Below are 13,367 nucleotides of genomic sequence, written 5' to 3' on the forward strand. Positions count from 1 at the left end.
GGCGATTTCCTTCATGACTGAAGCTTGCGGATCCACTGCTCGACAACGCTGAAGCGGCCGGAGAGATTGTGCGCGCGCCCGGCGGCGTAGATGGTGGCGCCGATCGAGTGCGTGGCCGGATACACAAGGTAGCGCGACTGCCACTGCGGCGCGAACTTGGCTTTAAAGGCGTTGAGGCCCTTGAAGTTGTAGAACTGGTTGAACTTGTCGAAGATCAGGGCGCGCAGACGGGCGAGCCACTCGCTTTCGCCGCACTCTTCCTCGTCTTCCATCTCGGAATCCGCGAGCGGCGAGAGTCCCAGGCTCATCGACAGCGCGCCTTCCTGCTGGAACGCCGCCGCCGCCGAAGCGATCAGGAACTCCATCACCCCGTTCGGCGACTCGCCCCGGCGGCGCATCAGGTCCAGACCCCAGCCCGCCACACCGTGTTTCGCGGCGACATCCGAACCGCCGTAGATCGGGACGAACGTCACGAAGGCCAGCACACGACGCGTGGCGGCGTCGCGCGCCAGGAATAAGCGGCTGTCGTGGAACAGATCGCTTTCCGGCGCGAACTGCCCCATCGCATAGCCCTTTTCCTGACCTTTGTGCGCCGCCAGCCACTCTTCGGTAATGTCGGCAAGCTGAGTCAGCGTCTCCGGATCCAGCACGCCGCCGGTGTCGTACTCTTCCAGAGCGACGCCGCCTTTGCTCATCTTATTGAGCGCGGTGCGCAGATCCTGAAACGCCTTGCCCTTGAGGGAGAAGGACGGCAGATCGATCACGGCGTCCTCGCCGATCTTAAACGGCTTCAGGCCGACGGCCCGGTATTCATCGAGATAGCGCCCCGTCACCTGGTAGAACGACGGCGACCAGTCGTAGTGGGCGCAGAGCGTAACAAACTCCTGAATGGCGCGGCCGCCCAGTGCGGGATCGCCCAGCGGATCGCCCAGCGCCAGCGCATGCCGGCCGACCAGGCAATAAGCGACTCCCCATTGCGGCTCGATATGCTCCGTGTCCAACAAGTAACGCTTGTCCGGCAGGAGCGCGTAATACGAGAGCGGCGCCCCCCCCCAGCGCGTCAGCAGATGGCGCACATGCGCGCGGTCGCGCGCGCCGATGGCGTCCCGAGGCAGCACCGGACGCAGCACCATGAAGACGGCGTAGCCGAGCGCGAAGGCCGAGATGTAACCGAGGGAGTCTTCAAACCAGTTGGCGCGGCGCGTCAGCGGAGAGAGGGTCGCGCGCACCGGCACATAGAACAGAAGATGGGAGGACTGGGCGATCGCGCTCGAGAGATTGGGCTCCGGACGGAATTGGTGGTGGAGCGCCAGCACGCCGAGCGGTCCATAGACCAGCGCGAACCCGAGCATGCCCAGCGCACCCAGAACCCCTTGACGCGCCGATGGCCGGTCATTCTCCGCGTAAAACGATGTCCGGTGCGTGAGCAGGCCGATCAGGATCACCAGGCAGATCGCGGCTTCTTCCCAGTCCAGGCCCTTAGCGAGATGCAGGAACGGGGTGACGATCACCAGCAGCACCGTGATGCTCCAGGCCTGGCGCTTGCGGCGCAGCAGCGAGCGCGCCAGCATCAGCAGACCGAGTCCGAAGAGAGTCGTGAGCGTGCGCGTACCGTGCTCGATAACCATCGGCATGTGGACGACATCGCGCAGGAACGCGCCGCGGCCCGGCCCACGCGCGAGCAGCGCGGACCAAAGGTTCAGAAGCCCCAGCGCCGCCACGGCGTACGCGAGCAGCGGCGCGGCAATGCCGCGCGCCCTGCTCAGGATCGCCGTCCAAAAACTCGGAGGAGCTGCCGGCGGCTCTTCTTCGACTGAAGCGCCCTTGCTTCCTACGACCATCATATCCCTCAATGGCGGGAGTCCGCTCCCAGCCCAGCCAATCGTCCATTCACTCGTATCAGCGCGTCGCGCAGCTGCGGCCGCCACAGATCCCAGGAGTGACGCCCCGGCATCTCCACATGATCGCACGCAATGCCGGCGGAGTGCAGTTTTTTCGCGAACGCGTCCCCTTCGGCGGCATAAGGGCCACGCTCGTTCCGCCCATCGCCCAAATACATCCAGATCCCCGCCCATTCGGGGCGCGGGCCGGTCACATAATCCTGCGGACTTTGCGCGTTTAAGCTCTCCGCCGTGGGATGATATCCCCAAACGGGACGCGCCCAGCCGCTCTGGGCTGCGTCATAGTACCCCGAGAACGAGAAGACCGTCTCGAAAACGCCCGGATGGGTCAGCGCGAGGTTGACCGCGCCGTAGCCTCCGGTAGACACGCCGCCCAGGATTCGGGCGCTGGGGCTGACAATCGTACGGTAGTGCGCATCGATCCACGCGGGGAGATCGCGCGCGACAAATGTCCCGACTTGCTTCCCCGGCCCCTTACCCGAAGGCGAAACCGGCGCGTCGATATATTCCGAGTCTCCCATATATCCATCACCGTCCCCATCCGGGCAAACGATGATCATCGGCGACAATCGATGCTGCTCCACGAGACGCTCCGCCACTTCTGGAGCGCGTCCATAGCGAAACCAATCGTTTGGCGAGCCGGGCGCTCCGTGCAGCAAGTACAGCACGGGATAGCGGCGCGCCTTATCCACGTCGGAGTGATATCCCGGCGGCGTGTAGACGATCGCCCGGCGTGACGCTCCAAGCGCCGGGCTCCAGACCGAAACGGTCCGCACTTCCCCCCGCACGCGCCAGGCCTGCCCGGTGATCGCCAGCCACTTTAGCTGAACATTTTGTCTTACCCAATCGAACTGCCAAAGCCCCGCGCAGAGGGCCGCGAGCGCGAATAAAATCGCGCCGGCTTTGACGATCCGGCGACGCGGCGCCGGCCAAGCGCTCCACTTCATCCGGCGGCGCTCGATCCGCCGGCGGGGGCGCTGTCAGGAGGGAGCACGGTTTTGAGCGCGCCGACAAAGAGGGCGTTCCAGAGGCCCCAGCCATGATGCCCGCTGAGCACGCTGAGCGTCTGGGGGATGCCGAGCTCGTCAAAGCGCGACGCAAGCGCCCTTGTTTCCGTCACATATAAGCCTTCGTCCTCCCCGGCTCCAAGATAGAACAGGCTCTTTTTCCAGGCCGACACGGATTTGGACGACGCGTCCAGCCCGGAAAGATAATCCAGCGGCGAATTCGCGCGCAGGTATTGGGGATCATGCCCCATCACCTGGCGCGCCCAGCCGCTGCCGTCGTTATGGTAGTAACCCGAAAGGGCGACGACTTTGCCGAACACCTCGGGATGGTGCAGGCCGATATTGACCGCACCGTAGCCCCCCTCCGAGACGCCGCACAGGATCCGGCTTTGCGCGGCGGACTGGGTGCGCAGGTTGGCGTCCGCCCACGCCACCGTCTCCTTCGCGACATAATCCTCATAGCGATCGCGTCCGTCCGCCGAGTTCACCCATTCCGAATCTCCATACTTGGAGCCGGCGTAGTTGCCGTCGGGCATTACCAGGATCGCCGGAACGCACGCGCCCTGTTGAACTTCCCGGTCCATCATCTCCGGCCAATGACCGAAATTGAGAAAGTTCGAGGGATTGCCTGGCGATCCGTGCAGCAGGTACAGCACCGGGTAACGCCGATTTGCGTTTTCCGGGTCGTCGTAGCCCGGCGGCTCGTAAACGAGAATGTCACGGCTGGAAAGGTTTTTCTTGTTGCGAACGAGTGTGGCCGTTTGAGCGATCCGAATGACTTTGCCTTCAGGAACGTGCGGATCGAGAGGCTTAGTATCGGCTCCGAAGACGGGGGCGACGCCGGCGACAGCGCACAGCAGCGCGAGAATGGGAGCGATCTTCATGAGTCTCATAGCGTATTATGCCCTACGGTCCGTTCCCAAAGCGATGAAAAATGTCATAATTACCGCCATGAACCATGCCGACAGCGACGCGCCCGTCCCTTTTTTGCAGCGTATCCCCTGGGCGCGTATCTTCGTGGGATGCCTCGTCCTCGGCGTCATCGGCGCCGCGCTCGCCCCCACATTCCATGAAGCCGGAGCCCTGCGCGGCGCGGTCAGCCGTCTTGATTGGCGATGGGTGCTGGGCGCGGTCCTTTGCCAGATCGGCGTCTACGGCGGCGTCGCCGCGATCATCGCCGTCGCCGTCCGCGCCTGCGGCGAGCGCGCGGCCTTCGGATACCTGGTCTTCGTCGCCTTCGCCTTTCTCTTCGCCAACCGGGCGCTGCCGGGGCCGGCGGTGGCGGGCCTCGCCACGCTGGTCTTCCTGCTGCGCCGCCGCTCGGTCTCCGCGAGTGCGGCCCAGGCGGCGGCGGCCACATTCTACATCGCGGACTACGCCGGCTTCTTCGCGCTCGCCCTTCTGGCGCTGATGGCGCTGCTACATTCGGGCGGCGCCGCGGCGCTCCACCCACGCGTATTAATACCCGCGATCCTGACCGTCGCAATCGGCGCCGTCTGCGCTCTGGCGGCGCTGCGCTCCCGAGATCGCCTGACGCGGCTTGCCGAGCGCGTCACTCTGCGCGCGATGACTCTTCTGCGCCGCTCCAGCGCCCAGGAAACATCCCAGCGCGCCGGCGCCGCCGCGTCCAGCTTCCATGCGCGCTGGACCGAGATGACCCAGGCGCCCGGCCCGCTCGCCGCCGCCTGCGGCGCGGCCCTGCTGATGCACGCCGCCGAAGTCGGCACGCTCCTCTGCGCGGCCCGCGCCTTCCGCGCCCCGCTGGCCCCGGCGGCGGCCGCCGCCGGCTATGTTGGGGGCAATCTGGCCGCAATCGTATCGCTGCTGCCCGGAGGTCTGGGATTTTTCGAAGGGGCGATGACGGTCACCTTCCACCGCCTCGGAGGAATGCCGCCGGCCGACGCGCTGGGGGTGACGCTGCTTTACCGCCTGCTCTCCGTCTGGCTGCCCCTGCCGGTGCTGCTGGGAGTGGTTCGAGAGGCGATTGGAAAGAAAGAGGCGTGAGCGGGGAATAGGGCCTACTCGGGAAAGAGAATTGGAGATCTAATCGCCCAAATAGATTGCGGCCATCGCGAGGTCGTCGCTGTGGCGCCATCGGCGCAGGGCGCAGGTGCGGAGAAATGCTTGCAGGCGGCGCTGGACGAATTCGCCGCTGGCGTTTTTGAAGTCGAGCAAGGGAGTCAGGACGTCCTCCAGCGGCAGGGTGCGGCCGGGCTGGGGGGAACCGGGCTGAGGGGCTTCGGTGAAGGAAAAGATACCGTCGGAGATCGCGACGGCGAAGAGATAATCGGCGGCGGAGCCGTAGTAAAATTCGACTGCGGCGTCCGACACGCGCGTATTGGGCTCGCTCCCGTCGCGGGGCAGGAGCTGGCGGGTGACATGCTTGATGTTGGACGTCCAGGCTTCAAACTCGTCGTGGCGCTCCGGGTGGAGCAGATAGCTCAGATAGTGCGGGTAGCCGTCGGCGAAGTCGATGGAGTAGATCTCCGCAACGCCGTCGCGGCGCAGCAGCGCGAAGACGCCGTCGCCGTAGCAGCTCACGACGAAGCCTTCGGCGTTCGCCTTGATCGTCATCAAGGTGGCGTCCAAACAGGCGGGATCGAGGCGGATCACGTTGCAGCCGAGCGCGGCGAGGCGCAGGGTTTGCTGGTGATACCGGTCCAGACTTTCAAACGGATCCGGGATCACATCGATCAAGGACATGCTGCCGGCGGCCGCCTTGACCAGAAGCCGCGCCCCGATGTCGGTGTCCGGCGACGACGAACAGCCGTCCGACAGCACCACGGCGCAGGAGTCGTCACCGCCGCTGCACAGCGCATAATCCTGACAGATTTTGTGGTCCGCGCCAATAAAAAACGCGCAGTCGCAATTCATTACTACTTGCTCATTCCCAGCCTGAAATCGACGCCGCCGCGCGAATGCAGCCGGCATTTTCATATATTATATAGCAAATGGGGCGCCAAAGTCAAAACTATTGCGCGACCCGCGATCTCAGGCGATGGAAAACGACAATGGGAGGCCACGGCGCGAGGAGAACCGCCCCCAGAATGTCGACCGGGAAGTGATATCCGGCGGCCACCAGCGCCCAGCCCATCGTCAGGCAAAGCGGGACGACAGCCCATAGCCAGCGCCGATCCGCCGCCGCAAGACAGGCGGATGCGGAGATGGCGAACGATTCATGACCGCTGGGGAAGGAGGGATGTGACGTCCAAACCACGAAATACTTCCCAGCTTCCGCAACGATCACCGCCACGCCGATCCCTACGGCGCAGGCGACCCAGTATTTCCAGACGGAAAACCGCGCTCGGCGCGCGATTCCCGTACAAAAGAGGAAAATGATGAGCAGGGGATTGAGACTGTCGGCAATATAATGTGCGGCGTCCGTCATAACACGAAGTTCCACAAAGCACACCGAATTTCCTGACGGTTTCATAACACGGCAGGATTTTCCAATTCTTCAAGAGAACAGAAATTGCAGAGGAACCGATTTCCATGAATAATCCCACCGCCGCGCTCCAAGAAGAAAACAGCCGCCACGACAATCACGCCAGCGCCGCTCAGGATGAGGTCATGACACAGACGTCATACGAAGAAGATTTCGATCCGATCGATCTGGCGGAGGCGGGTCTCGAAGAGATCGACTCCGACGAGATGGCGCCGGTCCCGGACGGCGACGCCACCGCGACGGACGCCGCCACGAAGCCCTCGCCGATCGAATCGTCGCTCAGTCTGAGCGATCCCGCGCTTTATCTCAATCGGGAGCTTTCCTGGCTCGCCTTCAACGACCGCGTCTTTGGCGAGGCCGCCGATCCAGAGCATCCTCTCCTGGAGCGGGTCAAATTTATCGCGATCGGTCACTCCAATCTCGACGAATACTATATGATCCGCGTGTCGGGCCTGCTCCAGCAGGTCGCCGCCGGCCTCGCGGACCTGACGCCCGACGGCATGACGCCCCGAGAACAGCTCGCCGCCCTGCGCTCGGAAGTCGGGCCGATGCTGCAAGACGCCGCCAACTACTTCCACAAAACCCTGGAGCCGGAACTGGAAAGCCATGGCGTCCGCCTCCTGGACTATAGCCAGCTGACGCGCGGCCAGGTGAAGTCACTGCGGGATTACTTCCGCGAGGAAGTCTTCCCGGTCTTGACGCCTCTTGCGCTTGGACCCGGACACCCGTTCCCGCATATCTCCAACCTGAGTCTCAATCTCGCCGTCGTCGTCCGCGACCCGGAGGTCGGGGAGAAGTTCGCGCGCATGAAGGTTCCCGGCGTCCTGCCGCGCCTTGTCCCCTGCCCGCCCCCGAACGAGCACAGCGAGGAGCAGCACTTCGTCTGGCTCGAACAGGTCATCGCCGCCAACGCCCAGATGCTCTTCCCCGGCCTTCAGGTCATTGAAAGCCATCCGTTCCGCGTCACGCGCGACGCGGACATCGAGATCCAGGAAGATGAAGCGTCGGATCTGCTGCAAACAGTCGAGCGCGGCCTGCACGCCCGCCAGTTCGGCGACGTCTGCCGCCTGGAGGTCAACACCTCCATGCCGCCTCGCCTGCGCACGCTGCTGATCGAGAATCTGCTGGTCGATAAAGAAGATGTCTATACGATCGACGGCACGCTTGGACTTTCGGACCTGATGCAGATCTGGAAGCTCCCCAAGCCGGAGCTGAAGGACCCGCCGCTGATCCCGGTCCTGCCCAAAGAGCTTCAGGACCGTCCGAAGGAGATCCTGGACGTGATCGGCGCGCAGGACCTGCTGCTGCACCACCCATACGATTCGTTCAACCCGATCATCGATTTTGTCGAGACCGGCGCCAAGGATCCGGGAGTGCTCGCGATCAAGCAAACACTGTACCGGGTCGGCGGAAACTCCCCAATCGTCAAACTTCTCGCCGAATCGCGCGACGACGATACCCAGGTCGCGGTGCTCGTCGAACTCAAAGCCCGCTTTGACGAAGAGAACAACATTGAATGGGCGCGCGCGTTGGAAGACTCCGGCGTCCACGTTGTCTACGGCCTGATCGGCCTCAAGACGCACTGCAAGCTGGCCCTGGTCGTCCGCAAGGAAAAGGACGGCAAGCTGCGGCGTTACGTCCACCTCGGAACGGGCAATTACAATCCGATCACCGCGCGTATCTACACGGACATGTCGTACTTCACGGCGCGCCCCGATATCTGCGCCGACATCTCCGAGCTGTTCAACGTGCTGACGGGCTATTCGCGCCAGACAAAGTATCGCAAGCTGCTCGTCGCGCCGGTCAACATGCGCGAGCGGTTCATCCAGATGATCGAGCGCGAAGCCGCCCACGCGCGGCGCGGCCGCCCGGCCCGCCTGATCTTCAAGACCAATACGCTCACCGACGAGCCGATCATCCGCGCCATCTACGCGGCGGCGCAGGCGGGAGTCAAGATCGACTTGATCGTGCGCGGCGTCTGCTGCCTGCGCCCCGGCGTGATCGGCGTGTCGGAAAATATCCGCGTCGTCTCCATCGTCGGCCGGTTCCTGGAGCACTCGCGAATCTATTACTTCTACAACGGCGGCAATACGCAGATCTACATGGGCAGCGCCGACCTGATGCGCCGCAACCTGGAGCGCCGCGTCGAGGTGCTCTTCCCGGTGGAGGACGCCGGCCTGAAAAAGCACGTGCGCGAGCAGGTTCTGGAGCGATATCTTGAGGACACGCGCAACGCCCACCAGCTGCTGCCGGACGGTAAGTACGTCCACCTTCAGCCCCCGGACGGCGACGCGCCGTTCAGCGCTCAGAAGACATTCCTTCAGGAGCGCCAGGAGACGGTGGAGGCGTAATCCGATTCCCATGCCGGAAATTGCATTTCCGGCATGGGACGGGATTTTTGGACGGAATGCGGCAATCTGTGGTACAGTAAGCATGCGAGATCGCCATAATTACGGTAATCATCCCCGCCGATTTGGAGTTTATGCTCATTTCTTAAGATCGAGCGGGCATTCGCGGAACATATCTGGGTATATCTACGTTATAAAAGAGTACGCTGGGGATTGGGCGAAGGAGACCTTGATGAACTTAGTCACACAACTCTGGAAGATGTTTACCGTGACGCGCCGGGCCGGAGGCTTGCGCGCAGCGAGCCGCATGATGGCCGACGCGCCGCGATATATAAAATTGATGAAAGGGTTGTTGTCCGACCGTCGCATATCGCCGGTCGCGAAGACCGCGCTTTTGGGAGCTGTTGTCTACGCCGCCAGCCCGCTGGATTTGATCCCGGATTGGATTCCCGTCGTGGGCATGATGGATGATTTGGGAATTGTCCTGATGGCGATCAACTACTTCTTCGGCGCCGTGCCGCCGGATGTGCTTGACGAGCACCGCACCCGCGCCGGCCTACAGCCGGAACGCGTGCGCGTTCGAGAGCGACGCAACTAAATCGGAACTAAAAAAGGCGCGGACCATACGGTCCGCGCCTTTTTTGACTTATTCTTACTCTTTCCCCGCCTTCTTCGCCATCATGTCCTGCAGGAACTGCATCATGGCGGCCCGCTCGGAGTCGTCGAGTTTGCCGTCGCCGTTCTTGTCGAACAGCATCATCATCTTCTCCATTCGGGAGCCTTTTCCGCCGCCAATGCCAAGATCCGGGACATCCGTCGCGGCGATCCCCTTCGTCAGGTGCTCGGAGTCCACGGTGTAGAAGACGAAGGCGATGCACATCTCGTCGGTGGTCTTCTCGCCCCAGGTCACGAGCTTGGGCGGATCGCTGGGATTGCGCGGGTTGTTCGTGGAGTTGTCGTAATGCGCGGTCAGATGGATCCGTGATCCCTGCGGCAGCTCCAGCGGCTTTTGATACATGTAGGTCGACTGCCAGTTGAAGTCCCAGTCGGGCACGGACACCAGCGGTTGCTGCGTCCCATCGGGCAGCGTGGCGGCGACGGTCATGTCATGCCCGAGCAGGTGCATGTGCGGCATCACGCCGAGCACGGTGACATTGGCCGGGACGGCCTGCGAACCGCCGGTTTCGTAGTGGGCGTCGCCGGGCGGCACGCGCAGAGCGGGGGCGATGATGGCCTGGATCCGCACGCGCTTGTCCACCGGACCGTTGGCGAAGTAAACGCCCAGTTTCGTCGAATCCTTTTCCACTTTCCCGGTCGGGTGGTAATGGACTTGCAGGACAATGTCCGCCCCTTTGGGCAGAAGGACTCCGACGCCGTTGTCCAGCCGCCGGGGATCGTTGCCCGGCGCCCAGCCGCCCAGACCACCGGACGGGGTCACGCCGATGCCGCCATAGGATGTGTAACCGGGCGCGGGATCGGCGGCGTCCAGCTTGCGCGCGCCGCCGGTGGTGTCCAAGTAGGCGATGACGTGGTGGACCACCGCCCGCTGGCCCGGCCGCACTTCGATGGCCGAGACGTATCGGTCCTCTTTGTAATCCGTCGGGATCACGAAGCACTGATAGATATCGGCCCCTTCGGCGGGGACGGTATAGACCGGCGACTGGAAGACGGCGTCCGGAGCGCCCAAACGCCAGCCCACGGTGAACTTGGGCGCCGGCGGCAAGTCGGCGGGATCGCCCTCGGGAGCGCCCGCGTCCACCCACTGCTTGAGCGTCGCGATCTGGGCGTCCGTCAAACGCCGCTCGTCGTGGAACTCGCCATGCGAAGCCGCTTTCCACGGCGGCATGTACTTGCTCTGCGTCACGGCGGCGATCTGCGCCGCGCGCTTCTTGGCGTCGTCGTAACTGAGCAGGGCGAACGGCGCCACTTCGCCGGGCCGATGGCAGCTGGAGCATTGCGAATAGAGAATCGGCGCGACATCCTTGGTGTATGTCACCGATTTGTCCGCCTTCGGCTCCTCGGCGCGCGCGACGGGCGGCGTTGTCCGCAGGACCGTCGCCAGCGCCGCCGTCAAGGCGACCGTTCCGATCAGGGCAAATGTCTTGTTGGAGATCATCAGTCGCTCACTCTTTTCCTGTATTCGTCGGCGTGAATATCTACGATGAACTTCAATGCAGCGGCGGAATGGCGCACCCCAACACGGGAGTGCGCGCGATAGAAACCGGACGGCCCTGCGCGATCGAATCCAGCGCGTTCCTCAAATCCCGATGCTTCGGCGCATTGCGCCTAAGCCCAAACCCAGCGTATTGATCGTCAATACGCCCCCGATACAAAACTTTCCCGGACGCCGACAGAACCACCGCCTCCGGCGTCGTCGCCGCCCCCGTCAGGGTCACCAGCCGGTGTCCCGAATCATGAACCTCCGGGCATCGAAATCCATAATCCTTCGCATGCTTCTTCAGCACGCCGTCGCCGGCGTCCGTCTCCACATACACCACCCGAAACGCCATCTGCTTCGGCGAATACCCCCCAACGATCCGATTGATCTCCGGAGCATACGCATTGGCGATCGGACAATCGTGCGCCACAAAAAACAGCACCGTCGCCTTCGCCCGCGGGCTGGGAATAGGACACCGCGCTCCCGCAAGATCAACGGGGACAGGCGCACTCGGCGCGGTCGCCGCCATGGCGGCCAGGCCGATCATCGTCAGAATGGAAGAAAAACAGGGCGCATTCATAAATTTCACAGTGCTATTGACGTAAATCTCTGACAGCGGTTCGATGGACAACGCTCCAAGAACACCGCGTGACGAAGTTAAGATACCGCGAAATCATGAAGCAACTCTGAAATACGAAGTCTATTTTGTGTTCTTGGGTGAAGCGGATGCGGCCTGACCCGGCAACGCATGCGGCGCGAGAAGCTGCTTCCGCAGCGTTGGTAGAACCGAACACAAAGTTTCCCTTCGCGTTCGGCAACCAGCGCCTGCGCTTCGTCGGCCGTCATCGCCGAAAGGTTGTATACGTTGGAGCGGCAGCGATTGCAGAATCGCACGGATTCATCGCCGGCCATCTCGGACCAGGATTCGCGACATGGACTGGAGACCTGGATCTGGTTGAGCGGAATCATACACGTCTCTTTCCCGTTGCCATTCACAAATTCTCAAGCCAGCATTTTGACGGAACGCCGCCGCTGATTGCCTGCGCCATGACTATTGACCGCTCTTCGTGGACGGCGGAGGCGGCATCGCCGCTCCCATTAAGGCGGTTGGCGCGGGTTTGCGCGGAGGGGGCATAGCGATCTTGCCCATCATCGGCTTCAGCGGGATCTTTGGCGCCTTTGGCTTCACGGCAGGCTTGGGCTTTGGCGTCGGCGAATGGGGCTTCACGGGCGCGGCGATGTCTCCCATGCTTGCGACTACAGCGGGCGGCGGCGACGCTTTCGACGCATTGGCCGCGCCGGCGGGGCGCAGCGCTCCGGTGATCGACGCGACGGCCAGGGACGCCGCCCAGGACAGCGCCGCGACAAAACGCCGCCGCGCGATGCGAACGCCGACGGGACAGTCGCGCGTGATCATCGTTCCGTCTTTACGCTGATAGAACCGAACGCAAAGCCGCCCTTCTTTCTCAGCCACAAGAGCTTGGGCCTGCTCGGCTGTCATCTCCGACAGATTGTAAACATTGCGACTGCACTTACTGCAAAAGCGCACTGAGCCATCGCCATCCATCTCGGACCAGGATTCATGACACGGGCTCGCGACTTGGATTTGATTGAGCGGAATCATAGATATCGTTCCCTATTCTTTCCAGCATCTGCTGCGGTCTCAAGTATTAGTTCTCCGCAGCGGGAAAAGTGTTCACGCCGGCGAAGAAATATTTTCGAGTCCCTGCATGATTTGCGCGATAACCGCATCACGCTCAATCGAATGACTGGCGACGGCGAGCGTGAGTTCCGCGGCTCCATTCGGGGTCAGCCCCAAATGATAGCCGTTCAGGCGCAGAAACACGGCGCAGGCTGCGAAGCCCGCCCGCTTGTTGCCATTTTCAAAAGCGTGGTTCTGATTGAGACTGATCAGATATTGCGCCGCCATCTCCGCAACCGTGGGATAGAGATATTCACCGCCCCAGGTGTGCTGCGGCGCCATCACGGCGGATTCGAGAAGCCCCGCGTCGCGGATCGCCAGCGACTCGCCGGGCGAGTGCGTGCGGATCGCTCTTTCGTGCAAATCGATGACCTGCTCAACGGTTAGAAATATGACATCTGATATGTTCAAAAGACCTGACCTTGACAATTAGCTGGCATCCGCTAAACGCCGTAGTGCTTCATCGTACTGAATAAATGTCGCATCGGCGGCTTCTTCAAAACTTTGCCGTCGCCGTGGAGCCTCCACTATAGGCGCTGAAATGACAATACGGCCCGCCTCAAAGGCTACTTCCACTTCATCCGACACACCCAAATGCTGGAGCATATCACGGGTGATAATTAGCCCCTTGCTATTCCCAATTTTTTGCAGTGTTCTCGTCATAATTTCCCTCCATCGTGAGTACATTAATCATATTATATCGTAAGAACATTGTAAGTACACACAAGCGGTTTATTTTGTCCTAAAGATCATTGGAAGCCATCCTTGTTTGCATGTAAGGAGCGTCCTAATCTTGACATTAACTG

Annotated in this window: 14 protein-coding genes; 3 read left to right on the forward strand and 11 right to left on the reverse strand. The window is 62.2% G+C overall.

The annotated features are described in order from the left end of the window. Nucleotides 1–11 precede the first annotated feature (11 nt). The 3 genes from D5261_RS00725 to D5261_RS00735 are packed head-to-tail and all read right to left on the reverse strand — an operon-like array spanning nucleotide 12 to nucleotide 3,792. Entirely contained in the window at nucleotides 12–1,844 is a 1,833-nt protein-coding gene (locus tag D5261_RS00725; RefSeq protein WP_119320046.1) for a bifunctional lysylphosphatidylglycerol flippase/synthetase MprF, read from the reverse strand. 5 nt (nucleotides 1,845–1,849) lie between these two features. Then, nucleotides 1,850–2,848 (reverse strand): alpha/beta hydrolase, encoded by a 999-nt coding sequence (locus tag D5261_RS00730; protein ID WP_119320047.1) that lies wholly within the window; start codon nucleotides 2,846–2,848, stop codon nucleotides 1,850–1,852. Continuing rightward, on the reverse strand, nucleotides 2,845–3,792 hold the full coding sequence (locus tag D5261_RS00735; RefSeq protein WP_301002382.1) for an alpha/beta hydrolase: 948 nt from the start codon (nucleotides 3,790–3,792) through the stop codon (nucleotides 2,845–2,847). The genes D5261_RS00730 and D5261_RS00735 overlap by 4 nt, the downstream gene beginning before the upstream one ends. On the opposite strand from D5261_RS00735, the gene D5261_RS00740 reads away from it, so the two are divergent. Next, nucleotides 3,791–4,912, forward strand: a complete 1,122-nt coding sequence (locus tag D5261_RS00740; protein WP_301002383.1) for a lysylphosphatidylglycerol synthase transmembrane domain-containing protein — start codon at nucleotides 3,791–3,793, stop codon at nucleotides 4,910–4,912. The two genes, D5261_RS00735 and D5261_RS00740, sit on opposite strands and share 2 nt — an antisense overlap. A gap of 39 nt (nucleotides 4,913–4,951) precedes the next feature. Here the strand turns inward: D5261_RS00740 and D5261_RS00745 are convergent, their stop codons facing one another. Together D5261_RS00745 and D5261_RS00750 are read right to left on the reverse strand one after the other, a co-directional pair. Continuing rightward, nucleotides 4,952–5,782 carry a protein phosphatase 2C domain-containing protein gene (locus D5261_RS00745; protein WP_165863984.1) on the reverse strand — a complete coding sequence of 277 codons (831 nt, stop codon included), beginning with the start codon at nucleotides 5,780–5,782 and terminating at the stop codon, nucleotides 4,952–4,954. 97 nt (nucleotides 5,783–5,879) lie between these two features. Further along, the gene (locus D5261_RS00750) at nucleotides 5,880–6,296 is read right to left on the reverse strand and encodes a phosphatase PAP2 family protein (RefSeq protein WP_165863985.1); all 417 of its coding nucleotides are present in this window, start codon (nucleotides 6,294–6,296) and stop codon (nucleotides 5,880–5,882) included. Nucleotides 6,297–6,400: 104 nt separating this feature from the next. Here D5261_RS00750 and ppk1 point away from each other — a divergent pair, with 104 nt between their 5' ends. After that, the gene (gene ppk1, locus D5261_RS00755) at nucleotides 6,401–8,704 is read left to right on the forward strand and encodes a polyphosphate kinase 1 (RefSeq protein WP_218025510.1); all 2,304 of its coding nucleotides are present in this window, start codon (nucleotides 6,401–6,403) and stop codon (nucleotides 8,702–8,704) included. A gap of 229 nt (nucleotides 8,705–8,933) precedes the next feature. Then, complete coding sequence (locus tag D5261_RS00760) at nucleotides 8,934–9,299, forward strand: YkvA family protein (RefSeq protein WP_165863986.1); 366 nt, start codon at nucleotides 8,934–8,936, stop codon at nucleotides 9,297–9,299. Nucleotides 9,300–9,353: 54 nt separating this feature from the next. Here the strand turns inward: D5261_RS00760 and D5261_RS00765 are convergent, their stop codons facing one another. The 6 genes from D5261_RS00765 to D5261_RS00790 form a co-directional block, all read right to left on the reverse strand. After that, nucleotides 9,354–10,817: a monooxygenase gene (locus D5261_RS00765; RefSeq protein WP_119320053.1), complete on the reverse strand. Its 1,464-nt coding sequence runs from the start codon at nucleotides 10,815–10,817 to the stop codon at nucleotides 9,354–9,356. 52 nt (nucleotides 10,818–10,869) lie between these two features. Then, nucleotides 10,870–11,439: a redoxin domain-containing protein gene (locus D5261_RS00770; RefSeq protein WP_119320054.1), complete on the reverse strand. Its 570-nt coding sequence runs from the start codon at nucleotides 11,437–11,439 to the stop codon at nucleotides 10,870–10,872. 77 nt (nucleotides 11,440–11,516) lie between these two features. Beyond that, nucleotides 11,517–11,828 (reverse strand): hypothetical protein, encoded by a 312-nt coding sequence (locus D5261_RS00775; RefSeq protein ID WP_125205832.1) that lies wholly within the window; start codon nucleotides 11,826–11,828, stop codon nucleotides 11,517–11,519. A gap of 82 nt (nucleotides 11,829–11,910) precedes the next feature. Then, a complete protein-coding gene (locus tag D5261_RS00780; protein ID WP_301002384.1) occupies nucleotides 11,911–12,333 on the reverse strand; it encodes a hypothetical protein in 423 nt (140 codons plus the stop codon). A gap of 222 nt (nucleotides 12,334–12,555) precedes the next feature. Beyond that, entirely contained in the window at nucleotides 12,556–12,972 is a 417-nt protein-coding gene (locus tag D5261_RS00785) for a type II toxin-antitoxin system death-on-curing family toxin (RefSeq protein ID WP_165863987.1), read from the reverse strand. A gap of 18 nt (nucleotides 12,973–12,990) precedes the next feature. After that, nucleotides 12,991–13,224: an AbrB/MazE/SpoVT family DNA-binding domain-containing protein gene (locus D5261_RS00790; RefSeq protein ID WP_119320057.1), complete on the reverse strand. Its 234-nt coding sequence runs from the start codon at nucleotides 13,222–13,224 to the stop codon at nucleotides 12,991–12,993. Nucleotides 13,225–13,367: the final 143 nt, after the last annotated feature.

It is taken from the genome of Capsulimonas corticalis (assembly GCF_003574315.2).
Lineage (GTDB): Bacteria > Armatimonadota > Armatimonadia > Armatimonadales > Capsulimonadaceae > Capsulimonas > Capsulimonas corticalis.

Excerpts from the sequence above, each read along its gene's own strand:
- D5261_RS00770 (WP_119320054.1), bottom strand. The coding sequence starts at position 11,439 with ATGAATGCGCCCTGTTTTTCTTCCATTCTGACGATGATCGGCCTGGCC.
- D5261_RS00745 (WP_165863984.1), bottom strand. The coding sequence starts at position 5,782 with ATGAATTGCGACTGCGCGTTTTTTATTGGCGCGGACCACAAAATCTGT.
- D5261_RS00775 (WP_125205832.1), bottom strand. The coding sequence starts at position 11,828 with ATGATTCCGCTCAACCAGATCCAGGTCTCCAGTCCATGTCGCGAATCC.
- D5261_RS00765 (WP_119320053.1), bottom strand. The coding sequence starts at position 10,817 with ATGATCTCCAACAAGACATTTGCCCTGATCGGAACGGTCGCCTTGACG.
- D5261_RS00735 (WP_301002382.1), bottom strand. The coding sequence starts at position 3,792 with ATGAAGATCGCTCCCATTCTCGCGCTGCTGTGCGCTGTCGCCGGCGTC.
- D5261_RS00725 (WP_119320046.1), bottom strand. The coding sequence starts at position 1,844 with ATGATGGTCGTAGGAAGCAAGGGCGCTTCAGTCGAAGAAGAGCCGCCG.
- D5261_RS00740 (WP_301002383.1), top strand. The coding sequence starts at position 3,791 with ATGAGTCTCATAGCGTATTATGCCCTACGGTCCGTTCCCAAAGCGATG.
- D5261_RS00790 (WP_119320057.1), bottom strand. The coding sequence starts at position 13,224 with ATGACGAGAACACTGCAAAAAATTGGGAATAGCAAGGGGCTAATTATC.
- D5261_RS00760 (WP_165863986.1), top strand. The coding sequence starts at position 8,934 with ATGAACTTAGTCACACAACTCTGGAAGATGTTTACCGTGACGCGCCGG.
- D5261_RS00730 (WP_119320047.1), bottom strand. The coding sequence starts at position 2,848 with ATGAAGTGGAGCGCTTGGCCGGCGCCGCGTCGCCGGATCGTCAAAGCC.
- D5261_RS00750 (WP_165863985.1), bottom strand. The coding sequence starts at position 6,296 with ATGACGGACGCCGCACATTATATTGCCGACAGTCTCAATCCCCTGCTC.
- ppk1 (WP_218025510.1), top strand. The coding sequence starts at position 6,401 with ATGAATAATCCCACCGCCGCGCTCCAAGAAGAAAACAGCCGCCACGAC.